Raw genomic sequence first — 25,442 nt, forward strand, 5'->3', positions numbered from 1 at the left:
CGTATTAGATGTCTTGTTCCGTGTAAAAGATTCTAATAGTTTTGCTTCATTAGACACTATATAATCTGACTCAGCATTCATTTGTATATTATAATTTTCTTGTTGATTTTTTAAGCTATTATTTTTGTCTTCGAAATAGATAAGCCCATACATAGAAAGGCTAATGAGCATCCCCCACAACACTAGGCCCGTTAATATTCTCTCGACCTGATACGTTGTGCTCTCTTTTAGATCCGTCCATATGGAATGTATAAACACCTTTATCTGCTTTAACTGTTCCATGACACTCCATCCCTAGTAATTTTTGTTGGAGAATAGCAATAAATTTACGACACATTTCGTCACTCGTGCCTATACCATCTATACTGATACGCCCATCCTTAATGCTAAGATGCTGTAGACTAATATGTTCTGACATAGCGGCATCAAGAATATATACGACCATTGTATTGGGTAATATATCTGTTTGATTCTTAAGGATTTTATTCTTTATTATTTTATTTCTTATTTCCATTAATTCACCATATTGTTGATGTATTTCTTGATACTGAGCATTTGCTTGCAATCGCACAAAGTCTATCTTTCGATTTTCATAGCTACGATAGCTTGACCAACAACTATATATAGTAACAAGCCCTACTATAATGTATATAAGACTTATCCCATAAAGAAGGTATCGATAGGTATGCCATAAACTATGCCATCGTAACGAGCGAGGCATTAAATTAATACATCTGTCCTTACCAGCCCAATCCAATCCATTTAAGCCCCCTTGCCGCCATACCGATAGCCATGTCCCAATCTAATTGCCCTTGCTTGCAACGATTACGGCCACGACCTAAGAATAATAATGGAATATATTCAGTTTCTCCATACATGGAAATTATACCTTCCATATCTGTCCGTTCTTCATTTGTTATAGATTCTAACCCATACATCCGAATTCCCTGTATCTCATCTATACCAAAGTCTTGTAATCTCACTCCTAACTTATCCATAGCTTCAGCTACATCGCTACTAGTAATAGGTACAATACACTCTTGAATACATATATCATTCCACCAAAGCCATAAATGCATGGCGCCTTCTTCCACAACACCTGTTACAGTACCGCTGCGCCGCATCAAGCAATAACAAATAGGAATAGGCCAAAAATCAATAACATCAACAGGTGCATAAGTATCTCGTATACCTTGCTTCAAAAGCTCTAGTGAATGCCGATCTACAGCCACCATAAACATATGATAATTGTGTCGTGGATATTCCCGGCGACAAGCATCCATTTGGAAACTATCCCCCTCAAAACTAAAGTAGTCCTCTATATTCCACTTTATAAACTCCTTCATATCAAAATCATGAGGATCATAAGGTGCTACATGCATTTGTGTATCAATATTAGCAACAATACTATAGGCCCCTTCATCTAAATCATACGTTTCTATAAATTTTGTAACGTCTTCATCAATAGGTCCTGTACGCTTCATTTCTAACGCATCAGTAATGACCATTGTTTTATTTTCTATATGAGCGGTAACACATACAATATGTTCGTCAGTTATACATACTCCAGAATGTATTCTCTTTTTTCGTTTCATAGAATCACCTCAATAAGGTTTTACCTTTATAACATGCATATGTTTTTCTTTATCTACGGTCACATACATATGTACACGACTCACGATTTCACTATTTTTCAATTTTCCATAACTCATAATATGTCGCGGATTATCTGTTGATTGGTCTGCTTCAATAGTAATCTCTACATTTTCATCATCTATCACAACAAGTTTATTTTGAAAGTCCCATACATTTCCTAATTTACAATAGCCCACAAACCAATGAACACCTTTCTGTGCCGCATAATGAGCCTCTTCCAAATGCAATTCGTCTACCACATTACTTTCACATATTTGTCCTATACGCAGCCCCATAAAAGCTAATAATAATAAAAAGGACATTGTAAGTATCGCTATATATGTAATAAAGCCCGCGTTATGGGCTCCTACGTTCATAACCTGTCTCCTCTTTACTTGTATACCAATCATAAATAGCACTCTGTCCAATAGAGACCTCATATATGGATAATCCTCCATAACCACTTGTGTATTTTCTATCATTAACAAAACGATTATTAATATACCAACGTAAATACACGGTCCCATTAGTATCTACACTAAAAGGGTATTCTTGGGTATAGCCCACATTTCTTTTATCTGTAGTTCCTACAATTCGACTACCACTGACAGGTTGCAAGCTACCATCCGTTAATTTTCTGTATAATGCATGACGTTGTACAGTTAAGGTTGTGCGCTTCGTATCGTGAATATATAAACTTGTATTACGATCTTCTACAGTAACCTTCACAGGATTCCATATCATATGAGCCACAACCATACGCCGTGTATATCGACCATCCTCCATCATAGCTACACTATCAAGTAATTTAGCATCCCACATAACTGCATAGAATACGATACCTAACAATAAGGTAAGGACTATGATAGAAATCATCATACTAATAAGCGTAGAATACAAAATAAAACCCATATCATTTCTATTTTTATTCTTATTTTTATTTCTATCTGTTATGGAATTCTGCTTGTATTCTTTATTCTTCCCAATTACCGTTTCTATATCCTCGCCCTTCAATGTATCCCCTCCAAATCAACTGATAGAGAATAGACAACAGATTGATTGTCGATGGCATCTACTGTTAATCGTTGTAAAGATACACCTTCTATCACTACAGGCTTTATATGTGTTTTATAGGTAATTTTTTCACTGGGACTCATTGTAAATTGAGAATTATATACACCGGCTTCTATTGTTCCATTCTTATAATAAGAAGCTTTAGCCACTTCTAAATACGTTATGGTATCTTGCAATATATGATCCCAATAATACGCCTTATATACCGTAAGAGTAGCCATCCAAAATATAGATAATATAATCGGTAAAATGAACATGATTATAGCGGCTGATATTAAAGCGTCACCATACATAAATCCTTCAGTGCACTTCTTCCCATCTAATTCGCCCCGTTTGTACAGATATCCATATACGATTTTTCTCACCACTTTCACGATCTTTCAAAATAATTTCTGTCCCATCATAAGGTAAGCCTAAGGCTGAAAAAGAAATAATTGTCATAGACCGTTCGTTCTCAATATTTTGCGGTAATGATATGTTTACAGTATGATGATTAACATCTTCCTCTAAGGTGTAACTGTCCTTATTTAAAATAAAAAGCATTCTCCCTTTACCATTAGATTTATGCCCTAACATAGACCACAATTGAACTTTCTTGAGCATATACGCCACCTCTTGCGTAGCACCATTTAAAGTATAACGACTAGGTGTTGTCACAATAGGTAAGGCAATGGAGATGAGCAATAAGATTAAACCAATAGTAATAATCCATTCCGCCAATAAAGATCCACTCTGACGATTTATAAGTTGCACCTTAACCATTGATAAAGCACCTCCATATAGGAACCACCATGTAAGGCACACCATCCGCCAAAGCATAGAAAGGGACCAAATGGGATATATCGATTACGATAACCGGTGAGTAAGAGATAGAGAGAACCAACACAAAAAGTTACGTAAAAGAAACATATAATTTCCCATGGAGTGAGCCATATTGCAATAGCAGAAAACCATTTAATATCGCCTATACCAAAGCCTTTACGGCTAATCAAACGAAGTCCATATGTAATAGTACCTACGCTGATAACACTTAATAAGGTTACTAACATAGATTGATCATTTATATAGCTATATATCATGCCACCTATTACAAGAGCCAATGCCCCTTCATCAGGCAATATATAGTAATGCATATCGATGGTAGCACCTGCTATGATGATGAGTGAAAACACAGCATACAAAGCAATGTGAGTATAAGATATTGCTTTTGATGAAACTATAATAGGTAACAATATAGATGCTATATATACAAAAAGTCCTATTACATAATTAGTCCCTTTCATACCTTGTCCTTTCATATAACTAACGTATATAATTCATAATCTATACAAGTTAATTAAGGCTCATTAGGTGCTTTAACAACAACAGATTTTGAAGTCCCACCACTGACAACTTCATAAGTAATAGTGTATTCTTTTCCTTTTGCAGTCTTAACATGTTCAGTAAGATATCCTTCCTTATATAGATTTTCTACTGTTGGAGGTGTGTCGACATTCTTATCAATCATATACAATTGAGTGGCATTTTTAATAATTTGAATATCTGCTGTTTCTTTAGCGTTTCGAGCTTTATCCGCTGCAGATAAGAATTGTGGCATCGCAATAGCCGCTAATATAGCGATAACCGCTACTACAACCATTAACTCAACGAGAGTAAATCCGCCTTTTCTCGATTTTTTAAACCCTTCTCGAACACGAGAAATATGTAGTCGATCTACGACCCATTGCCCGCACATTTCTAATCGATGATTCACTCCATGAATCATATGCATAACAGACTTCATAATATTCTCCTTTTAATAGTTAAGTAATAACAATGTCTATTGCCCTCCTAAGTTGGCAATGGACGTAAATAAGGGGTACATAACAGATACAACTAATACGGCTACACCGATTCCCATTATGGTTAGTAAAATTGGTTCCAATAATCGTTCTAAACGAGCAATATATTTTGAAAGTATAGATTCATAGTAGTAGCCACAGTGGTTTAACATTTTTACTAATTCACCACTCTCTTCTCCAATGGACACCATTTGCCATATAAAAGCATTTCCTATCTGACCACTACGTAAACTTTCTTCCAGTGAGTGTCCTGATAATAATCTTGCTTCCACTTGTTTACTACATTCAACACCATATATATTCCCCCACAAAGGGCGAGTAATATTCATGGTTTGAATGATAGAAATACCAGAATCTAGTAAGAGAGCCCAAACTTTTAAAATACTTGTATAATACACACAAGTACTCCATTGGTATCGGTGAGCCAACAGCCAAAGCCAACGATGTACTTTACACTTTATACTATGCTGTTTATAAGCAAATGCTAAGGAACCTATTACAACACAATGTATAGCTATTACCATTAGAGGATGCGATTTTAACCCTTGTCCTAATGCAAAAAGAGCTCGCGTCATCAAAGGTAATGTAATATGCATAGTGGTAAATACCTGTTCAAACGAAGGAATAATAAACAAAATGGTAACTAGAAAAAATATATTCATCATTAAAAGAAGAAATAAAGGGTAGGAAATAGCACTCATAACCTTTTGTTTCAGCTGCCTCTCCCAATCATAGTGACGGGATATATATTGTAAACTCTCACCCAAGGTGCCCGCTGCTTCACCACTTTCTAGTAAAGCCAAAGCAATAGGAGGACATCCTTCACTTCGTAAAGCCTGTGATAAAGTCTGACCACGCTCTATGGATTCATATAAAGCTGTATAGAGTAGTCCTCGTTTCCCCTGGCAGAGCAACTGTAAGGCTCGCCGTAACGGAACACCAGATTCGATGAGTAGACCTAATTGATAAGTCACATCTACCACCATAGTATGATTCCATTTATGTTTCTTTCTTTCATCCTGCAACGATATCCTATAAATTCTATAACCATCTCGTTTTAACCGTATTGCAATTTCTTGTTCTGAATCCCCCCACATCAAACCTTTTTCTGTTTCATTTTGATTATTTTTTACGACATATTCATAAGCCTCCATATATTCACCTACGATAATTGTTGATCGAGCAAGGTATGCAATTGTTGTTGGGCTCCATATTGTGCCTTTACATCTCGCACAGCCATTTCTAATGTTTTCATCGGTAGTTGCGTTTCTTGAATAGATATGATTTGTGGTTCCTTACGGGTCCGTATCAAATTTGCTACTGCATGGGTATTTAGCAAAATATCACGAATAGTAATGAACTTTTTGTTCCATCGAAGTAAACGCTGACATATAACGGCCCGTAACACTTGAGATATTTGATTACGTATCTCTTCTTGCTGCTCCCCAGGAAATAGAGAAATCATGCGATGAACCGCCATCACTGCACGCTGTGTATGCATAGTCGCCATTACAAGGTGACCAGTCTCTGCCGCATGAAGTGCCGCTTCAAGGGTTTCACGATCTCGAAGTTCGCCTACCATAATGACATCCGGATCCTCTCGTAAAGCATCTCGAATACCATCTGACATAGTATTAATATCAGCACCTAATTGTCGTTGATGTATTAAAGACTTTTTAGATACAAACTCAAATTCGATAGGGTCTTCTAAGGTAATAATGTGACGCTCCATAGTCTGATTTATATAATCAATACAACAAGCTAAGGTAAAACTTTTACCACTGCCTGTAGGGCCACAAACAAGCAATAGACCATCATGTGCTTCACATAGCTTTTGTAATAACTGACCTTCACTATTATCATCTAACTTAAGTTGCTGATGACAAAGTAATCGCAATGTACCACATATGGTCTGATTAGCTCGATATAGATGAACACGGATACGCACACCACAACAGGAACAAGCTTCATCAAGAGACTGCCACTCATAGGATGCTATACCGCAACGACGCAATATATCCTCGATTAATTCTGTAGTACACATAAAGGAAGTAGCCCTTAATCCATCACCATGTCGCAAATAGATAGGCTGACCACATTGTAGATGAATATCTGTTGATGATAGTTGTATTGCATTTTCTACAATAGTTTCTAAACTTTCACTCTTACAGCATGAGTCCACAACGATGCACCTCCTCTATAGATGTAACATGCTGAGATACGGCCTTACGAGCAGACTCTTCTAATGACAATAATAAATGTGTTTCTAATTCGTCCCAATGAGCTGAATTAGCTGGTATTTCTAAGTATTCAAATAGAGCAGTCCGTCCCTGATATGATGTACCATCGAATTTTCGTACTAGCCGTTGTGCAATAGCCCCCATTAAAGTAGCCCGTATTAAGTACGGCTCTACGCCCATATCCATGAGTCGCGTTACAACGCCTATAGCTGTATTGGTATGTATAGTAGATAATACGCGATGCCCCGTTAAAGCAGACTTAACGGCTAACTCTGCGGTCTCCTTATCCCTAATTTCACCAATCATAATCGTATCTGGATCTTGCCGTAATACAGAGCGAAGACCTTTGGCAAAGGTAAATCCAATCTTTTCATTAATACCAATTTGTATAGCCCCTTTGATTTCGGCTTCTACAGGATCTTCAAGACAGATAAGCTTAGTTTCGTCTAAATTTAACATGCGAAGCATGGCATATAAAGTAGCTGTCTTACCACTGCCTGTAGGTCCACAGATAAGTAATAATCCATAAGGACGTTTTAATAATTGTTCAATGTGCTCAAAGATATCCGGCTGCATGCCTAATTCTTTTAAGTCTTTATGACTCCCTTCATTTCCCATAAGGCGACATACTAAGGTTTCTCCGTATAAGCTGGGCAATGTAGATACACGCATCGTTACAGACTTATTTTTATGACTCCAAGACCAACGCCCATCTTGTGGTAAACGCTTCTCGCTAATATCTAGAGAGCTACAAACCTTAATACGGTTGATAATGAGTTCAGCTTCTTCAAATGATACAGTCATGTAATGTTGCAGCAGTCCATCTTGTCGCAACCGAACATGAGCACCACTTTCAACGGGATCAAAGTGGATATCGCTTACATGGTGTTCTAAGGCATACAAGATAATATCGTCTAATGTTACGTCTACATACATGGTCACCTCCAATACCTTGCGGTATGTTTTTACCTCACACTAGCGTATGGCGTTATAGGTTTCGACATCAGCCTCTAAATCCCTCTTTTATTTTTAAAAATCCACGAAGCGAAAATTTTTCTATTTTTAGACATACAAAAAAGGCGCCCCAAAGGGCGCCCTTATTGGACTATTAGATATAACGTATCTTATTTTAAATTATAAAAAACGTCATTACCTTTATATTGAGCTGTTTCGTATAACATTTCTTCAATGCGAAGTAATTGATTATATTTTGCTACACGTTCAGAACGAGCCGGTGCACCAGTCTTAATTTGACCAGCATTTACAGCTACAGCAATATCAGCAATGAATGTATCTTCAGTTTCACCAGAGCGGTGAGATACTACGCAAGTGTAACCAGCACGTTTAGCAAGTTCCATAGCATCGAAAGCTTCAGTGAGAGTACCGATTTGGTTAACTTTTACAAGAATAGAATTACCTACACCAAGCTCAATACCACGAGCCAAACGTTTTGTGTTAGTCACAAATAAATCATCACCAACAAGTTGTACGCGGTCACCAAGGCGGTCTGTCAACAATTTCCAGCCTTCCCAATCTTCTTCAGCAAGACCATCTTCGATGGATACAATTGGGTATTTACCTACTAGGTATTCGTAAAAGTCTACCATTTCAGCAGCTGTTTTAACTTTGCCTTCGCCAGCTAGATCGTATTTACCATCTTCGTAGAATTCAGAAGATGCAGAATCAAGTGCCAATTTGAAATCTTTTCCTGGTTCATAACCAGCAGCTTTAATAGCTTCACAAATTACTTCTAATGCTTCTTCATTAGATGACAAGTTAGGTGCGAAACCACCTTCATCACCTACTGCAGTACTAAGACCTTTATTGTGAAGTACGGATTTCAAAGTATGGTATACTTCTGCACAGCTACGAAGAGCTTCTGCAAAAGATTTAGCGCCTACAGGCATGATCATGAATTCTTGAATATCTACGTTGTTATCTGCATGTGCGCCACCATTCAAGATATTCATCATAGGAACTGGCAACTCTTTAGCATTGAAGCCACCAAGATATACAAATAATGGCAAGTCCAAAGATTCAGCCGCCGCACGAGCTACTGCCATGGATACGCCAAGAATTGCATTTGCACCAAGGTTAGATTTATTGTCTGTACCGTCAAGTTGCAACATCAAGTTATCGATTGCCACTTGTTCTGTAGCGTCATAACCGATAAGTGCAGGACCAATTTTAGCATTTACATTATCGATAGCTTTTAAAACACCTTTACCGGAGTAACGAGATTTATCTCCATCCCGTAATTCTACGGCTTCAAACATACCTGTGGAAGCACCAGATGGAACTGCTGCTGTCGCAATAGTACCATCTTCTAAACATACTTCAACTTCAACTGTTGGATTACCGCGGGAATCTAAAATCTCTCTTGCAATGACTTGTTCAATTACTGCCATTTTTTCACCTCATATAATCTAATGGAATAACTGCCATCTGACAGCCATTATATATATTGAGCTAAACCTTATAGGCTTATAACTCTAATTAACTACTAATATAGTGAAAGCTCCATATTATGCTTTATGTACCAAGCTGTGACCTGTCATAGCTTTTGGTTGTTGTATCCCAGCTAAATCTAATAATGTAGGAGCAATGTCACATAATTTACCAGCTTCTAATGTAGCTGTTTTTAAACTGTCGCTCATTAAAATTAAAGGAACCAAGTTCGTTGTATGTGCCGTATGTACCTTACCTGTTTCATGGTTAACCATAAGCTCTGCATTACCATGATCTGCTGTAACTAACAGATGACCTTTCTTGCTGCGAATAGCCTCCACGATACGACCTAAACAAGTATCTACTGCTTGAACCGCTTTAACGGCAGCTTCAAAGCTACCAGTATGACCAACCATATCTGGATTTGCAAAGTTCAAGATGATCATGTCATATGTTTCATCTTGTATCGCTTGTACAACCTTATCGGTCACTTCATAAGCGCTCATTTCTGGCTGTAAATCATAGGTCGCCACTTGAGGGGATTTTACGAGAATGCGATCCTCCCCTTCAAAGGGTTCCTCTTCACCGCCATTGAAGAAATATGTAACATGAGCATACTTTTCTGTTTCTGCGATGCGCAATTGGCGATAACCGCCTGCACTTAGAACTTCACCTAATGTTTCAGATAATGTATCCTTTTCATACACAATATGTACGGGCAAACCATCCTCGTATTTTGTCATAGTTGCCATATATATAGATAGTGGCTTCCGTTTAAAACCATCAAAATCAGGTAACACTAGTGCCTTTGTAAGTTCACGACCACGGTCTGGGCGGAAGTTACAGAATATAACCGCATCTCCATCTTTGATAGTCCCTGCAGCATCAATCACCGTAGGAAGTACAAACTCATCTGCCGCATCTTTATCATAAGACTGTTGCACCGCTTCACATGCAGATGTAGCTATTTCACCTTGACCATGTACGATGGCATTATATGCCAATTCAACGCGGTCCCAACGATTATCGCGGTCCATTGCATAATAGCGACCACTAACTGTAGCAATTTTACCACAATTGAGATCAGCCATATACGTTTCTAAGTCCTTTAAATAGCCTTGTGCACATTGTGGAGCTACATCACGACCATCGAGCAAAGCATGGACATACACATGCTCGATTCCATTATCATGAGCCCCCTTGATGACTGCCTTAATATGATCTAAGGAGCAATGCACATTGCCATCTGAAACTAGGCCTATAAGATGTAAGCTTTGCTTCTTAGCTACTTCGTATAGTTCCTTCATAACAGGGTGATTATAAAACTCACCGGACTCGACATCTTTAGTAATACGAGTCAAATCTTGATACACTATGCGACCAGAGCCAAGATTTAAATGGCCAACTTCAGAATTTCCCATTTGACCTTCTGGAAGGCCTACCGCAAGCCCTGATGCTTCTAATGTTGTATGTGGATACGTATCCCATAATCGATTAAAACAGAGCGGCTTCGCCTGTACTACAGCATTGGTTGTGTCTGATTTATCCCCCAAGCCAAAGCCATCTAGGATGACTAGCATTACGGGAGCCTCTAATTTAGCCATTTGTAACCTCATATTAAGCGCTTACTTGGTTTGCAGCTTTAATAATATCAATAAATTCATCGACCACAAGTGATGCACCACCTACGAGAGCACCGTCAATATTAGGCTCTCCAAGGATTTCTAGTGCATTTTCTGATTTAACGCTACCACCATACTGGATGCGTACTGCATCGGCAGTTTCATTATCATATAAAGATCGAATGTAATTGCGGATTTCTTTGCATACCTCTTCAGCTTGATCAGCCGTTGCTGTCTTGCCCGTACCGATAGCCCAAATTGGTTCGTACGCAATGATTAATTGACTGACTTGTTCTTTCGGAATATCAGCCAAAGCCCCTTTTAGTTGAGACGTAATCCAATCAAGTGTATGACCCGTTTCACGATGTTCTAAACTTTCACCAACACAGACAATAGGATTCAAATTATGATGAAATGCACTTTTAATTTTTGCATTAACGGTCTCATCTGTTTCGCCATAATATTCACGGCGCTCAGAGTGACCGATGATTACATAATTAACGCCTACTTCTGTAAGCATAAGTGGTGAAATCTCACCAGTAAACGCACCAGCATCATGATAATCCATAGTTTGTGCACCTACTTCAATAGCTGTATTTTTCGTCAATACTACAGCACGTTCGATAGCTGTAAAAGGCGGACATACAACTACATCACAGGACAATTCCATATCTTGTAACACGCTGTTAAACGCTTCGATCAGAATTGATCCAGATGCAATGGTGCCATTCATTTTCCAATTCCCTGCAATAATGGGTTTTCTCATATTATGCCTCGGACAATGCAGCAATACCCGGTAGGATTTTGCCTTCTAAGAATTCTAAAGATGCACCGCCACCTGTGGAGATGTGGCTAATTTTATCTGCTAAACCACTTTTTTCAATGGCTGCTACAGAGTCGCCACCACCAACGATAGTCATCGCATCAGATTCAGCTACAGCTTTCGCTACTGCATTTGTACCAGCTGCAAAGTTTTCCATTTCAAATACGCCCATAGGACCATTCCAAATAATAGTCTTCATTGGCGCCAATGCTTCTACATAAAGTTCGCGGGTTTTAGGCCCAATATCTAATATCATCCAGCCATCTTCGATTTGATCAACATCAACGATTTTAGTATTAGCATCGTTGCTGAAAGCATCTGCTACTACAGCATCAATAGGTGTTAGTAATTTAGCACCTGCTACACGAGCTTCCATAACAAGGTCTGTAGCGATAACTTCTTGACCTTCTTCAAATAAGGAGCTACCAATATTGCAACCTTGCGCTTTAATGAACGCATTAGCCATACCACCGCCGATGATCATTACATCAACTTTAGGCAATAAGTTAGAAATAACGGAGATTTTATCTGTAACTTTCGCGCCACCAATAATAGCTGCCATAGGTGTTTTTGGATGTACTATAGCTGCACTTAATGCGTCAATTTCTTTTTTGAGCAAGAAACCTGCTGCCATAGGGATATAATCAGCAATACCGACTACAGATGCCGCATTACGGTGAGATACACCAAACGCATCATTGATAGCAACATCTGCAAGAGATGCCAATTGCTTAGCAAACTCAGGGTCATTTTTAGTTTCTTCATTGTGGTAACGCAAATTTTCAAGCATCAATACATCACCAGATTGTAATGCTTTTACAGCTTCTTCAACTTTAGGACCAATACAGTCATCTACGAATGCTACAGGCTTGTTGATAAGGTCAGATAAATGCTTAGCACATGGTGCCAAAGACATTTCTGGTTTGCGTTCTCCCTTAGGACGACCAAAGTGAGAAGCAAGGATAACCTTTGCCCCTTTTTCGATTAAGTAATTGATAGTAGGTAATGCACTACGAATACGAGTGTCATCAGTGATGACACCGTCTTTCATAGGAACATTAAAATCAACACGAACAAATACTGTTTTATTAGCTACTTGTAAACCTTCAATTGTTTGTTTCATCAAAGCCTCCTGATTATAAGCCTTTGCTTGCTACAAATGCGGCCATGTCAATAAGACGTTCGGAGTAACCCCATTCGTTGTCATACCAAGAAACAACTTTTACCATGTTGCCATCCATAACCATTGTCAAATCAGCATCAACAATGGAGCTACGAGAATCAGAGCTGAAATCACAGGATACCAATGGTACATCAGATACACCAAGAATACCTTTTAATTCACCAGCTGCTGCTTTGCGAAATGCTTCGTTGATTTCTTCTTTAGTAGCCGGTTTTTCAAGTTCGCAAACAAGATCTGTAGCAGATACGTCTGGAGTAGGAACGCGCAATGCAAAACCATCTAATTTACCTTTTAATTGAGGCAATACTTTAGCAACAGCTTTCGCTGCCCCAGTTGTTGTAGGAATGATGGACATTGCTGCAGCACGAGCACGGCGAGGATCTTTATGACGTGCATCAAGAATTTTTTGGTCATTTGTGTAGGAATGAATTGTAGTCATCATACCGCGTTTGATACCGAATTCATCATATAATACTTTAGCAAATGGAGCCAAGCAATTTGTTGTACAAGATGCATTAGAGATAATGTGATGTTTTGCAGGATCATACATATCTTGGTTAACGCCCATAACCATAGTTAAGTCTTCGTTTTTACCAGGTGCAGAGATTAATACTTTTTTTACAGTAGGTTGATTCAAATGAACCTTTGCTTCCTCTGCATCACGGTATTTACCAGTACATTCCATAACAATTTCTACGCCTTCTTCAGACCAAGGTAATTTAGAAGCGTCGCGGTCATGGAATACACGGATTTTTTTACCATCAACGTAGATATTTTCTTCATCAAATGTTACTTCATTAGGAATTGTACCGTGTACGGAATCGTATTTTAACAATAATGCAGTACCTTCATTATCACCAGTTGCATTAATTGCCACTACATCCACATCAGGATTATTAATCGCTGCGCGAACTACACATTTACCGATACGACCAAAACCGTTAATACCAACTTTTACTGCCATTGTTAGATCCTCCTAATAACAAAAATTCTAACCAAATTCAAACTAAAATTTATAACTACTAATTCGCCTATAAGGCAGAAATTTGTAACAATTGACGCATACCTTCGGCTGCTTGCTCATCAATAATAAGTATACCTTTCTGGCAAGCTCGCATCACACCTATAATAGCGCTCGCTTTTTCTTGTCCGCCAGCTACAGCAATAACATTGGGAACCTTTACTACATCGGGAAGTGATAAACCAATATTATTAGTAGAATAAATTAACTTACCCTCAATGTCACAATATTGGCCAAGTGCTTCACCTACCGCATGATTATCTACCAACTGCTTACGCACATCATCGGCAATATGGCGCTGATCCGCCATGCGCATTGCAGTACCAATACCAAATAATAGTACGTCAGTCCTACTAATGAGGTCTCCAATTTCTTTAATTTGTGGTTCACAAGTCATGAGCATATGTAATGAGTCTTGTGAAAGTCCATCAGGTAAATGGAGCATCTTATAGGAACCACTTAGTCGTTCAGCAAGCACCGAAGCAATTACATTAGCTTGGTATTCCACTACTTCACCAACGCCACCACGGGCTGGTACCACAGTAGGATTGAAAGGTAAGATAGGCATTTCTTCAGCTATTGCTGCCATGGTGCTACCGCCACTGATGGCTACTACTGCATTAGGTTTCAATAGGTCTTGCAATAACTTTGCCGCTGTAAAGCCTAACTTTTTAACCATCAAGGTTCCTTCTGTAGGTGTAATAACAACTCTATCGATATGAAGTGCTTCAGTCAATCGATGTTCTAGCTCGTTAATACGATCTAGCTCATTTAAAAAATTTCGTAACTTCGGAACAATTGCATGTCCCTCATCAGTGAGAAAAATCCCTGGTTTATAAATGTCTACAAGACCATTAGCACGCATTAACTCAATATGACTTCGTACGGTTCGCTCTGGAAGATCCGTTGCTGTAGCTAATGTTCTACGGCCTATAGGCTCTTCATAAACAAGGTGGTTTAGTATTTTGTATCGCTCCTTCAATACGCTAACAATTTCAGGAACAATACGTTCACATATCATTAGAAATTCGTTCATCGGGTCCCTCCTTTACCCGTTGGGATTACATGAATCGTTTTTCGTCCCATGTGAACAAAATCCGTCCCACCTAAAATAAAAAAATACTTTTACACTTGTATTGTATACCTTATGTAATTTTTATTCAACCCTAAATAAGAGAAAACGACATACGCCTTAGATAATTTGTTATTATTTCAAATCTAATAATATGTCGTCATGTCCCCTTATTATATTCTAATATGTCGTTTTATTGTATTTTATTTTGTACCGAAGATACGGTCACCAGCATCCCCTAAGCCAGGTAAGATGTAACCATGATCATTAAGTTTTTCGTCGAGGGCCGCTACATAAATAGGAACATCAGGATGTTCTTTATTTACTGCTTCTACCCCTTCAGGAGCAGCCACTAAGCACATTAATTTAATATGTTTAGCACCTTTTTCTTTTAGCAATGTAATCGCTGCGGCGGCACTACCACCAGTAGCAAGCATTGGATCAGTTACGATGAAGTCGCGTTCCCCTACGTCAGATGGTAGTTTACAGTAGTATTCTACTGGTTTCAAAGTTTCAGGATCACGGTACAAACCAATATGACCAACTTTTGCAGTTGGAATTAAACTAAGCATACCATTTACCATACCTAGACCGGCGCGAAGAATTGGAATAATACCCAATTTTTTACCTGCAATTCGTTTGCCAGTCATTTTAGTTAGTGGTGTTTCTACCTCCACATCCTCAAGTGGTAAGTTGCGTGTAATTTCATACCCCATCAACATAGTAATTTCATCAAGTAGTTCTCTGAAATCTTTAGAGCCGGTTTGTACGTCACGCATCAATGTAACTTTGTGTTGAATCAATGGATGTGTCATAACATTAACTTTCATGACTGTCCTCCTATAAAACAATATACATATCCCATTCTAGCGATTAACTATCATATTTACTCTATCACAGATTAGAAAATCATGCCATAAAAATATTGAAAGGGATGTGCCAATGGCACACCCCTTTTACACTACCTATAAACTTATAGGACTATAAATATATATTTAATATTAATACAATCGATTAGTACAATGGATACGCTTCACAAAGTGCAGCAACACGTTTACTAGCTTCTTCATGGACCGATTTATCCTCAGGATTTTTAAGAACCACTGCAATAATATCGGCAATTTCTTCCATATCTTTCACTTGCAAACCACGTGTTGTAAGAGCTGGCGTACCAAGGCGAATACCACTTGTTACAAATGGGCTGGCTGGATCAAATGGAATTGTATTTTTATTACATGTAATACCTACTTCATCGAGTAAGTGTTCAGCTTCTTTACCAGTTAAACCAGTATTACGAACATCTACAAGCATAACATGAGTATCTGTACCGCCAGAAACAATTGTTAAGCCCTTTTCTTGTAATGCTGCAGCCAACGCTTTTGCATTATCGATAACTTGTTGTGCATATACTTTGAACTCAGGTTGTAAAGCTTCACCAAATGCTACAGCTTTAGCAGCGATAACATGCATCAAAGGACCACCTTGGATGCCAGGGAAGATGGCTTTATCGATTGCTTTAGCATACTTTTCTTTGCAAAGAATCATACCACCACGAGGGCCACGCAATGTTTTATGAGTTGTTGTAGTAACGATATCTGCATATTCCACAGGGTTTGGATGTAAACCAGCTGCTACAAGTCCAGCAAAGTGAGCCATATCTACCATGAAAATAGCATCTACTTCGTGTGCCACTTCAGCCATTTTCTTAAAGTCGATTTGACGACTATAAGCACTACCACCAGCGATAATCAACTTAGGTTTTGCTTCTAATACAATTTTACGGAACTCATCGTAGTCGATTTGTTGTGTTTCAGCATCTACACCATAAGGTACTACATTGAAATATGTACCAGATACGTTAACTGGAGAACCATGAGTCAAATGACCGCCGTGGGACAAGTTCATACCCACAATAGTATCACCTGGTTGTAATAATGCGAAATACACGCCAAAGTTTGCTTGAGAACCAGAGTGAGGTTGTACATTAGCATGTTCTGCACCGAACAGGCGTTTTGCACGTTCGATAGCCAATGTTTCAATAACATCAACATTTTCACAACCGCCATAATAGCGTTTGCCAGGATACCCTTCTGCATATTTGTTAGTCAATACGCTACCTTGAGCTTCCATTACAGCTTGAGAAACAAAGTTTTCGGAAGCAATCATTTCTAATTTATCGCGTTGGCGTGCTAACTCTTGGTTGATAACAGCTTGAATATTAGGGTCTTGTTTTTCTAAGAAACTCATGAGTATCCTCCTCATATAGAACAACTATCTATAAAGTAATGATGTATTATTTCTCTAATGCTTTTATTTTCTCTACACGGCGTGCGTGACGTCCACCTTCAAATTCTGTTTCCATAAAAATGGTTACAATATCGTTTGCAAGGCCTGGTCCAATAACGCGTTCACCCATAGTAAGGATATTCGCATCATTATGTTCACGACATGCGTGAGCGGAAAATGTATCATGACAAAGAGCAGCGCGAATACCCGCTATCTTATTTGCTGCAATACCAATACCGATACCAGTACCACAAATCAAAATACCGCGATCAGCTTGACCAGATACAACTGCATTTGCTACAGGTACTGCAATATCAGGATAGTCGCAAGACTCAGCTGAATAACAACCAAAATCCTCTACTTCATGTCCCAATGCACTCAATACTTCTTTAACAGATTCCTTCAGATTTAATCCGCCATGATCACAACCGATTGCAACTTTCATAATTTCATCTCCTACGCCTTCTGAGGCACTGATGTAAGACCAGCCTCTACTAAGTGATAAATTTGTTCCGCACATTGATTATATACGGTTTGGTCAGATCCATATGGGTCCGTAACATCACCATCTAGACCACCCCACTCGGAAATTGTTTTAATTTTACCTTCCTCAAAGGGGAATTGGCGAAGTAGGACAGATTTGTGATCCTTTGTCATACCAATAATTAGATCTGCAGCATTCACAAGTTCCATTGTCAATGGTCTCGATTCATGATCAGAAATATCTGCAATGGATTGAACCGCCACAACAGCTTGTTCAGTTGGTTTTGCTCCATAGGCAGCAAATAAACCAGCTGATACAGTTGTAACGTCCTTATGTTGCTCCGCTGCAAGGGCCCGTGTAATACCTTCAGCCATAGGACTACGGCATGTATTACCGGTACACACAAATAAAATATTCATAATAACATCCTTACTTAATCACGTTTTGTGATTACTTTATACATTATAGCAAATTTATCCAATATGTAAAGACATTTTTCTATTATCAGTGGACATCTTTATGCTAGTAAATTTACTTATAAATGATATGATGACTCGATGCTTTTTCCATTCGATTCATAATGGCAACACCGAAACCATCATCATCAACACCTTCTGCTAGGATTAGCGTAACATGATTTTCATTAAAATGTAATAGACTTTTATAAAAGTCGTGCCCCAATGCTAACGCATCTCCATGATGGCCAAAACAATGGCACATAAATCGTCCATCCTCTTTAATCAAGTTATACGTTTCATGACTTACCAAACACCCTATGGGACCTTCTATGCCTTCTGAAAGCGCCTTAAACATAGATGCTATGTCCTCTGGATTACCTACAACAACTGTCATAGGTGCATCAGGTGCATAATGCGTATATTTCATCCCGGGAGCCTTTGGCTTAGTGGTAGCATTAACTAGAGCAGTATCATACTCAACTGTAGACACAACACCTTCAAGTTGAGCTTTTGTAATTCCACCAGGTCTCAATATAATGACCTTATCATCATGGACTTCTACTACAGTTGACTCTACACCAATCGTACATGGACCAGCATCTAAAATATAGGAAATACGGCCCTTCATATCATGGTAAACATCTTGTGCTGTTGTAGGACTTGGACGTCCAGATATATTGGCACTAGGAGCCGCTACAGGTACACCGGCACGTTCTAATAATGCGCGGCATACCTTATGATCAGGGCAACGCAACGCCACACGAGGTAAGCCACCTGTAGCACGATCTGGCACCAAATCAGATTTAGGCAATGTAATCGTCAAAGGCCCTGGCCAGAATGCATCCATTAAGGCTTGCGCCGTAGCAGAAATTTCTGTTACTAAAGGTTTTATGCTTTCACTATTAGGAACATGCAAAATAAGTGGATTATCAGAAGGCCGTCCTTTGGCAGCATAGATTTTATCCATCGCCTCTGGATCTAGACCATTAGCACCTAAACCGTATACAGTTTCGGTTGGTATAGATACCAATTCACCATTGCGCAAAGCACGGGCTAAAGTATCTATATCTTGTTCTGATGGATTTGTAATGATTTTAGTATCCATATTAGCCCTCATATACAGCTGTCACTACGCGGTTATGACCACCGAGGTCAGCTATAAATTGAATATTCGAATATTGACCTGTTTCTTGCAATAAAGCACCTACCTCTTCTGCTTGGTCAAAGCCTACTTCAAACACCACACGGCCATTAGCGTTTAAATAATTTCTACATTCTTTAGCTAAAATACGATAGAATTCTAAACCATCTTCACCACCAAACAAGGCAATATGCGGCTCATTTAACACGTCTTGAGACAATAATTTAGCATCTCCCGTACGAATATATGGTGGATTCGATACGATGAGGTCAAACTTTTCAGCGTTACCAGCCAAGGCAGAAAACATATCGGACTCTAAAAATTGAACACGATCATTTAAGTTGAATCTTTCACCGTTCTCCTCAGCCACTAACAAAGCATCGGTAGATATTTCAAGACCTACACCACACGCATTCGGCAAATAGTGTAGTAAACTTAACAATATCGTACCAGGGCCTGTGCATACATCAAGAATACGCACATTACTATCTTTTGGATAAGTACCTAGTACATGCTCAATCAAGGTTTCCGTATCAGGTCGTGGAATCAATACCTTATCATTCACCTTAAAGGTCAACCCCATAAAGTCCTTTTCCCCAATGATAGCCGCTACACAATGTCCCTTAGCTCGTTGTTGAACGAGAGGTCTAAAGGCATCGAGTTCATCTTGAATAAGCGGTTGGTCATAATGGGTATATAGATAAATCCGATCTTTACCTAAAACATGAGAAAGCAGTACTTCCCCATCAAGTCGAGGTGTATCCATCTCCTTGCTTTGAAAGTACTGCTCTGTCCACTGGAGAATACGACCGATTGTCCAAATCTCCTTATGCATTTGTATTGGCCTCCTGCATTTTTGCCGCTTGATCTGCAGCATTTAAGGCTTGAATAATTTCATCAAGATCGCCATTTAAAATAGCATCTAATTTATATAATGTTAAATTAATACGATGATCTGTGACGCGTCCTTGTGGGTAATTATAGGTGCGAATACGTTCACTGCGATCACCTGTGCCGACTTGACTCTTACGATCTGCAGCCATACTAGAAATGGCCTCTTGTTCAGCTTGATCCTGTAACTTAGCACGCAATACACGCATAGCTTTTTCACGGTTTTGTAATTGAGATCGTTGATCTTGACACGCTACAACGATACCAGATGGTAAGTGTGTAATACGAACAGCAGACTCAGTTTTATTGATATGCTGACCACCGGCACCACTCGCACGATATGTATCAATTTTTAAATCTTTTTCATTAACTTCAATATCAACATCTTCCATCTCTGGCAATACGGCTACTGTAACGGTAGATGTATGTACACGGCCTTGTGTTTCTGTAGCCGGTACACGTTGTACACGATGTACACCAGATTCAAATTTCATCTTAGAGTATACATTTTCACCATCCACAGAGAAAATAACCTCTTTAAAGCCACCAAGCTCTGGTTCATTAGCATCGATAATCTCACAACGCCAGCCTTGGCTTTCCGCATATTTTGTGTACATGCGGAACAAGTCGCCTGCAAATAATGCAGCTTCATCACCGCCAGCGCCCCCGCGAATTTCGATGATAATATTTTTATCATCATTAGGATCCTTAGGCAATAATAGAACTTGCAACTTTTCTTCCAATTCCTCTTTTTGAGGTTTTAAGTCTTTCAATTCCTCTTGAGCCATTTCTCGGAATTCTTCGTCCATGGATTTATCTTCAATAACTTCCATAGCTTCATCAATACCAGATAAAACTTTTTTGTAGGTACGGAACGTTTCAACGGTTTCAGATAATTGAGCATGTTGACGGGTCAATTTACGCCATTCATCTTGGCGAGCAATGACCTCTGGGTCACTAATACGCTGCTCAAGATCCATAAATTTATCTTCAATAACTTGTAATTTATCAACTAACATGTTTATTCCTCTTCATATGCGTCACTCTCAGGCGGACGGACCTCTTCTAAAGCTCGTATAGCAACTTCAATTTGATCATCTTCTGGTTCACGCGTTGTCATATATTGTAACGCAAGACCTGGTTTAATAAGAGCTTTCACAAAAGAATGATCGCTACGTCCAGCAAGACGAATTACCTCGTACGCAATACCAGCTACTACAGGCATAAGGAGTACGCGGCTCACGATACGTTCCAACAAATTGGGCCAACCCAAGAAAGCAAATACAAAGATACTAACTACCATAACAATAAGTAAGAAATTTGTACCACATCGCGCATGCAAGCGACTTTGTTGGCGAACGTTTTCTACAGTTAAAGGCAAATCTAATTCATAAGTATGAATCGTTTTATGCTCTGCCCCATGATATTGGAAAACTCGTTGAATATCCTTCGTAAGACCAATCCCCCAAATATAAAGTAAGAAAAGTACTAAACGAATGACACCTTCAATGAGATTTAATACTATATGATTATCCTGTACACCAGGAATGAATTTTACGATAAATGTAGGCAATGCCAAAAACACAGCTATCGCAAACAGTGTAGAAATGACCATGGTAATGGCGATTTCACTATTAGACATTTCTTCCTCTTCATCGCCAGCAGCCTTAGCAGAGAAGGATAAAGCCTTCATGCCTATCACTAGAGATTCATAGAGAGCTACACAGCCACGAAGAAATGGTTTTTTCAATATTGGATATGTGTCAGCAATGGACTTTGTAGCCTCTTTTTGAACTACAATAGTTCCCGCAGGCTCACGTACGGCAGTTGCCGTATAGCCAGGGCCTCTCATCATGACACCTTCGATCACAGCCTGTCCTCCGACAAACTTTTTTATACGTTCTCTGTTCACAAGATCTCCTCTCATAAACAAATATAGGCAGAGCCAACAGCCCTGCCAATACATGTTACATTACAATACAAATTATTTGCCGTAACGTTTGTTAAATTGTTCAATACGACCACGAGCTTGAGCCGCACGTTGTTGACCAGTGAAGAACGGATGGCATTTGGAGCAAACGTCTACACGAAGGTCTTCTTTTACAGAGCCAGTTTTGAATGTGTTGCCACAACCGCAAGTTACTGTAGCTTCTTTATAGTCTGGATGAATACCTTGTTTCATTCTATACACCTCTTTCCAGCAATCAATATTATTCTTATAGATTATAGCATGACACCTGCACAAATGCAAGTAACCAATACTATTCCTTGGATGCTTGCTTTTCTTCAATAGCCTCAGCTAAAATAGCTTCCAAGTCGCTTTCGTTGAGGATGTCACGCAATGCAATAAGCTCCTCTAAAGAAAGGGTAATACCTTTTTTCATGCTTGTATATTCACTATCCCAAGCACGAAGATCAAACTTAGGATTGTATTTTCCCCAACTAGTACATGTTAATTGTTTTTTCCAACCATCTTTATCTTCAGATAAAGTACCAATAACCTTGAAGATTTCAAAATTAATAACTGCCATAGATCCTCCTTTCTTACATATTCATATGCTATGTTTCGTATCTACTATATTTAGTAGTTTATATTTTTTAGGATACAATATATTTTAAACCAAAATTATATGATTTACAATTCTTTTTTATAGTCACTATAATCTTCAATATCAATAGAAGCTGTAGGTGGCATAACTTGTGCACCTAATGAATCTACGGTCTCTTTCCAACTCGTTGTAGCCTCCGTAACAGCCTTAATATATGCCTCGTCAGCAGCCTGTACAGATTCAATTAATTGGGTCTCATCCTTTACATCTAATACGCGACGACGTACGCTACTAAGCATATAGCCAAAGGATTCATCTGTTTGAACGAGCATGGAGATTTCTTGAATCAATGTTTGACCCGTAGTGCTGCAGAAATAGGCATACCACATATATGCTAATTCAGCATCTGGGAACATCCAGTACATATCATCTACAGGCGCTTCTGTCGTAATATCTACATCAATATGATCAGTATGACGTTTAAAAGTAAGAAAATAAGCTCCACTTTCAATAAGAGCAGTGCGACCTAATTCAGATACACGGCTATCAATGCAATAAATACCATCTTGACCTAAGGCTACGTCCGTTTGACTGCCGGGCAACAAAATAGAACGCAAGGACAAGCCATAATTTAATACCGTAAATACTGGCAATTGCGCAAATACGCCATGAGGTAATGGAATATAATTAATTGTTTTCCACTCATCCCCTACACGTTCACGAAGACCAACACGCATTTTTTTTACATCGTATTTACCATATACGATTTCATAAGCCCCTAATGGAGTCCATTCCCGTATAACTTCTACTCGTTTTTGGTTCAAGAAAAATTGCAACGCCATATTATTTAAGCCCAATTGATTTTGTGCCATTGTAGCAGGTAAGAATAATTGAGCAGTCCCTTCTGGAACCAAGTTATGTAATCCGTTAGCGACCTCTTCTACAATATCTTCAGAGGATTGGAACATACCAACTGTGCCTGTAAAGATATGGTCAAAATAGCTACGATGAGGCCATTGATTAATGATTTGAGCCATCGGATATAAACGTGTCAAAATGCTATAACACACGGGAGATGCCGTATACAGAACGACTTTTTTATCTTCATAAGATTGAAGAATCTCTTCAACCATGCCTGCATATTCTTCTACATAAGCATACAGAACCAATTCTCCCGTTTTACTATGAGCTTCGATACTTTCACGAACAGGAATTTCCCAAATAGTGCCTACATCTAGACCTTCTAAAATACCTGTGTCACTAATAAAATCAAACAATTCCACTCTAAAGGATGGTCCATAAAGAGCTTGGAATGTATTCAAATCATATGGTACAGGACCAAAGGATTCTACTGTGGATTTTTCTGCTAACGCATATAAATCATCTGCCGTTACACCCCACTCACGGGAGCTAGCATTACTAGAAATCAATTGATCTAGCACTTTAAAACGCATTAACTCATTTACAATATCAATTCCCTCAATACCATGATTAGCACAAAGGGCAATAAATTCTTCGTTATTTACTTTCATATTAAACCTTTCCGGCTGAAGGACATAGATGATTTAAAAAACATTCATTACACAAAGGCTTACGAGCCTTACACAATCTACGGCCATGATAGATTAACCAGTGGTGTGCGGCAGCCCAGTCCTTTTTTGGAATTGCCTTTTGTAACTTTTGTTCCATCTCTTCTGGCGTCTTAGCAATACCTAATTTTAATCGGTTAGACACGCGAAATACATGTGTATCTACCGCAATGGCTGGTGTACCAAATAAAACGGATACCACAACATTTGCTGTTTTACGCCCCACACCAGGCAATTCAACGAGTTGATCAAACTCACGAGGCACCTCTCCATGATATCGGTCAACTAAAATTTGACAAGTAGCAATTAAGTTTTTTGCCTTGGACTTATAAAGGCCACAATCTTTAATAAGAGTCTCTAACTTAGCAACTCCAATTTCAAGCATCTTTGCAGGATGATTAAGTTCAGGAAATAATCGTTTAGTAACAATATTAACTCGTTCATCCGTACATTGTGCTGACAAAACTACAGCAACTAATAATTCAAATTCATTTGTATACTCAAGGGCAGGTTTTGCATCAAAATAATGCTCTTGTAACAATTTCAACTGCGCTGCCTTTATCGCTTTTGTTACACGCATACAGTTCTCCTTTCTCACCTGTGAAAGTACAGACGCGTACAACTTATATCTTACCATACGTATTCATTAAGTTCTATGTTATAATAAAACATACTATTCTAATATAGAATACAGGAGGCGCATATGAGTAATATTAACGATACCTTAAAACGAATAAATGAACTAGCTGCAAAGAAAAAATCTGGTCAAGAATTAACGCCAGAAGAGTTAGCAGAAAAAAAAGAACTATACGAAATCTACTTAAGCTTCATTCGTGGTCAAATTACAAGCACCTTGGACCGCGTTGAATTTATAGACCCAGAAACAGGTGAAAGAACCGCTCCTAAACGAGCGCTTGAAAACTTGGCAAAAGAAGTTGATCAAGACATTAAAGAGCATAAGGATATTCACTAATGTAACAAATAAACAAAATTGATTACATTACTAATATCCTTTTATATTTATTCAATCAAATTTATATCTACATATTAAAAACCACTTGATACATGTATCAAGTGGTTTTTAA

30 protein-coding genes are annotated in these 25,442 nt (G+C 38.6%); 1 reads left to right on the top strand and 29 read right to left on the bottom strand.

All coding sequences use genetic code 11. The annotated features are described in order from the left end of the window. Positions 1-160: 160 nt before the first annotated feature. From HMPREF0873_RS02375 to nth, 29 genes are all read right to left on the bottom strand, one after another. On the bottom strand, positions 161-571 hold the full coding sequence (locus tag HMPREF0873_RS02375; RefSeq protein WP_229039577.1) for a fimbrial assembly protein: 411 nt from the start codon (positions 569-571) through the stop codon (positions 161-163). A 169-nt stretch (positions 572-740) separates the two neighbouring features. Continuing rightward, positions 741-1,595 (bottom strand): hypothetical protein, encoded by an 855-nt coding sequence (locus tag HMPREF0873_RS02380; protein ID WP_008714110.1) that lies wholly within the window; start codon positions 1,593-1,595, stop codon positions 741-743. Positions 1,596-1,604: 9 nt separating this feature from the next. Further along, the gene (locus tag HMPREF0873_RS02385; protein ID WP_021148255.1) at positions 1,605-2,012 is read right to left on the bottom strand and encodes a hypothetical protein; all 408 of its coding nucleotides are present in this window, start codon (positions 2,010-2,012) and stop codon (positions 1,605-1,607) included. Further along, the gene (locus tag HMPREF0873_RS02390) at positions 1,993-2,649 is read right to left on the bottom strand and encodes a hypothetical protein (RefSeq protein WP_008714112.1); all 657 of its coding nucleotides are present in this window, start codon (positions 2,647-2,649) and stop codon (positions 1,993-1,995) included. The genes HMPREF0873_RS02385 and HMPREF0873_RS02390 overlap by 20 nt, the downstream gene beginning before the upstream one ends. Continuing rightward, on the bottom strand, positions 2,646-3,002 hold the full coding sequence (locus tag HMPREF0873_RS02395) for a hypothetical protein (RefSeq protein WP_038125412.1): 357 nt from the start codon (positions 3,000-3,002) through the stop codon (positions 2,646-2,648). Before HMPREF0873_RS02395 ends, HMPREF0873_RS02390 begins: the two co-directional genes overlap by 4 nt. A gap of 7 nt (positions 3,003-3,009) precedes the next feature. Then, entirely contained in the window at positions 3,010-3,471 is a 462-nt protein-coding gene (locus HMPREF0873_RS02400; protein WP_024061885.1) for a hypothetical protein, read from the bottom strand. Then, complete coding sequence (locus HMPREF0873_RS02405; RefSeq protein ID WP_038125413.1) at positions 3,450-3,992, bottom strand: A24 family peptidase; 543 nt, start codon at positions 3,990-3,992, stop codon at positions 3,450-3,452. The genes HMPREF0873_RS02400 and HMPREF0873_RS02405 overlap by 22 nt, the downstream gene beginning before the upstream one ends. Before the next feature lie 53 nt (positions 3,993-4,045). After that, entirely contained in the window at positions 4,046-4,492 is a 447-nt protein-coding gene (locus HMPREF0873_RS02410) for a competence type IV pilus major pilin ComGC (RefSeq protein ID WP_004697182.1), read from the bottom strand. Positions 4,493-4,528: 36 nt separating this feature from the next. Continuing rightward, entirely contained in the window at positions 4,529-5,704 is a 1,176-nt protein-coding gene (locus HMPREF0873_RS02415; protein WP_008714115.1) for a type II secretion system F family protein, read from the bottom strand. 8 nt (positions 5,705-5,712) lie between these two features. After that, positions 5,713-6,732 carry a type IV pilus twitching motility protein PilT gene (locus tag HMPREF0873_RS02420; protein ID WP_004697309.1) on the bottom strand — a complete coding sequence of 340 codons (1,020 nt, stop codon included), beginning with the start codon at positions 6,730-6,732 and terminating at the stop codon, positions 5,713-5,715. After that, positions 6,716-7,726, bottom strand: coding sequence for a GspE/PulE family protein (locus HMPREF0873_RS02425; protein WP_004697265.1), 1,011 nt, complete (start codon positions 7,724-7,726; stop codon positions 6,716-6,718). Before HMPREF0873_RS02425 ends, HMPREF0873_RS02420 begins: the two co-directional genes overlap by 17 nt. Before the next feature lie 188 nt (positions 7,727-7,914). Further along, positions 7,915-9,198, bottom strand: coding sequence for a phosphopyruvate hydratase (gene eno / locus HMPREF0873_RS02430; protein WP_008714117.1), 1,284 nt, complete (start codon positions 9,196-9,198; stop codon positions 7,915-7,917). Between the two features lie 117 nt (positions 9,199-9,315). Then, positions 9,316-10,842, bottom strand: a complete 1,527-nt coding sequence (gene gpmI, locus HMPREF0873_RS02435) for a 2,3-bisphosphoglycerate-independent phosphoglycerate mutase (protein WP_038125414.1) — start codon at positions 10,840-10,842, stop codon at positions 9,316-9,318. Between the two features lie 13 nt (positions 10,843-10,855). After that, positions 10,856-11,626 carry a triose-phosphate isomerase gene (tpiA, locus tag HMPREF0873_RS02440; protein ID WP_024061891.1) on the bottom strand — a complete coding sequence of 257 codons (771 nt, stop codon included), beginning with the start codon at positions 11,624-11,626 and terminating at the stop codon, positions 10,856-10,858. 1 nt (position 11,627) lies between these two features. Further along, entirely contained in the window at positions 11,628-12,806 is a 1,179-nt protein-coding gene (pgk, locus tag HMPREF0873_RS02445; RefSeq protein ID WP_038125415.1) for a phosphoglycerate kinase, read from the bottom strand. A 13-nt stretch (positions 12,807-12,819) separates the two neighbouring features. Continuing rightward, positions 12,820-13,830 carry a type I glyceraldehyde-3-phosphate dehydrogenase gene (gene gap / locus HMPREF0873_RS02450; protein WP_008714119.1) on the bottom strand — a complete coding sequence of 337 codons (1,011 nt, stop codon included), beginning with the start codon at positions 13,828-13,830 and terminating at the stop codon, positions 12,820-12,822. A gap of 67 nt (positions 13,831-13,897) precedes the next feature. Continuing rightward, positions 13,898-14,923 (bottom strand): sugar-binding transcriptional regulator, encoded by a 1,026-nt coding sequence (locus tag HMPREF0873_RS02455; RefSeq protein ID WP_008714121.1) that lies wholly within the window; start codon positions 14,921-14,923, stop codon positions 13,898-13,900. 239 nt (positions 14,924-15,162) lie between these two features. Next, entirely contained in the window at positions 15,163-15,789 is a 627-nt protein-coding gene (gene upp, locus HMPREF0873_RS02460) for a uracil phosphoribosyltransferase (protein ID WP_008601199.1), read from the bottom strand. A 184-nt stretch (positions 15,790-15,973) separates the two neighbouring features. After that, complete coding sequence (glyA, locus tag HMPREF0873_RS02465) at positions 15,974-17,206, bottom strand: serine hydroxymethyltransferase (protein ID WP_004697326.1); 1,233 nt, start codon at positions 17,204-17,206, stop codon at positions 15,974-15,976. A 46-nt stretch (positions 17,207-17,252) separates the two neighbouring features. Then, a complete protein-coding gene (gene rpiB / locus HMPREF0873_RS02470; protein WP_004696955.1) occupies positions 17,253-17,690 on the bottom strand; it encodes a ribose 5-phosphate isomerase B in 438 nt (145 codons plus the stop codon). Positions 17,691-17,701: 11 nt separating this feature from the next. Further along, complete coding sequence (locus tag HMPREF0873_RS02475; protein WP_038125416.1) at positions 17,702-18,148, bottom strand: low molecular weight protein arginine phosphatase; 447 nt, start codon at positions 18,146-18,148, stop codon at positions 17,702-17,704. Between the two features lie 112 nt (positions 18,149-18,260). Beyond that, positions 18,261-19,292 carry an L-threonylcarbamoyladenylate synthase gene (locus HMPREF0873_RS02480; protein WP_038125418.1) on the bottom strand — a complete coding sequence of 344 codons (1,032 nt, stop codon included), beginning with the start codon at positions 19,290-19,292 and terminating at the stop codon, positions 18,261-18,263. Position 19,293: 1 nt separating this feature from the next. Continuing rightward, a complete protein-coding gene (gene prmC, locus HMPREF0873_RS02485; RefSeq protein WP_008714125.1) occupies positions 19,294-20,163 on the bottom strand; it encodes a peptide chain release factor N(5)-glutamine methyltransferase in 870 nt (289 codons plus the stop codon). After that, on the bottom strand, positions 20,156-21,238 hold the full coding sequence (prfA, locus tag HMPREF0873_RS02490; RefSeq protein ID WP_004696177.1) for a peptide chain release factor 1: 1,083 nt from the start codon (positions 21,236-21,238) through the stop codon (positions 20,156-20,158). The genes prmC and prfA overlap by 8 nt, the downstream gene beginning before the upstream one ends. A 2-nt stretch (positions 21,239-21,240) precedes the next feature. After that, the gene (locus tag HMPREF0873_RS02495; RefSeq protein ID WP_008601206.1) at positions 21,241-22,146 is read right to left on the bottom strand and encodes a DUF1385 domain-containing protein; all 906 of its coding nucleotides are present in this window, start codon (positions 22,144-22,146) and stop codon (positions 21,241-21,243) included. Between the two features lie 57 nt (positions 22,147-22,203). Continuing rightward, on the bottom strand, positions 22,204-22,401 hold the full coding sequence (gene rpmE / locus HMPREF0873_RS02500) for a 50S ribosomal protein L31 (RefSeq protein ID WP_004696185.1): 198 nt from the start codon (positions 22,399-22,401) through the stop codon (positions 22,204-22,206). 79 nt (positions 22,402-22,480) lie between these two features. Further along, on the bottom strand, positions 22,481-22,750 hold the full coding sequence (locus HMPREF0873_RS02505; RefSeq protein ID WP_004696187.1) for a YdbC family protein: 270 nt from the start codon (positions 22,748-22,750) through the stop codon (positions 22,481-22,483). A gap of 104 nt (positions 22,751-22,854) precedes the next feature. Further along, on the bottom strand, positions 22,855-24,300 hold the full coding sequence (locus tag HMPREF0873_RS02510) for a hypothetical protein (protein WP_004696189.1): 1,446 nt from the start codon (positions 24,298-24,300) through the stop codon (positions 22,855-22,857). A 1-nt stretch (position 24,301) separates the two neighbouring features. Continuing rightward, positions 24,302-24,937, bottom strand: coding sequence for an endonuclease III (nth, locus tag HMPREF0873_RS02515; protein WP_008714129.1), 636 nt, complete (start codon positions 24,935-24,937; stop codon positions 24,302-24,304). A 123-nt stretch (positions 24,938-25,060) separates the two neighbouring features. Here nth and HMPREF0873_RS02520 point away from each other — a divergent pair, with 123 nt between their 5' ends. Continuing rightward, positions 25,061-25,330 carry a DUF896 domain-containing protein gene (locus HMPREF0873_RS02520; RefSeq protein WP_008714132.1) on the top strand — a complete coding sequence of 90 codons (270 nt, stop codon included), beginning with the start codon at positions 25,061-25,063 and terminating at the stop codon, positions 25,328-25,330. Positions 25,331-25,442 lie beyond the last annotated feature (112 nt).

The sequence above is a fragment of the Veillonella sp. 3_1_44 genome (assembly GCF_000163715.1).
Taxonomy (GTDB): Bacteria; Bacillota; Negativicutes; order Veillonellales; family Veillonellaceae; genus Veillonella; species Veillonella parvula_A.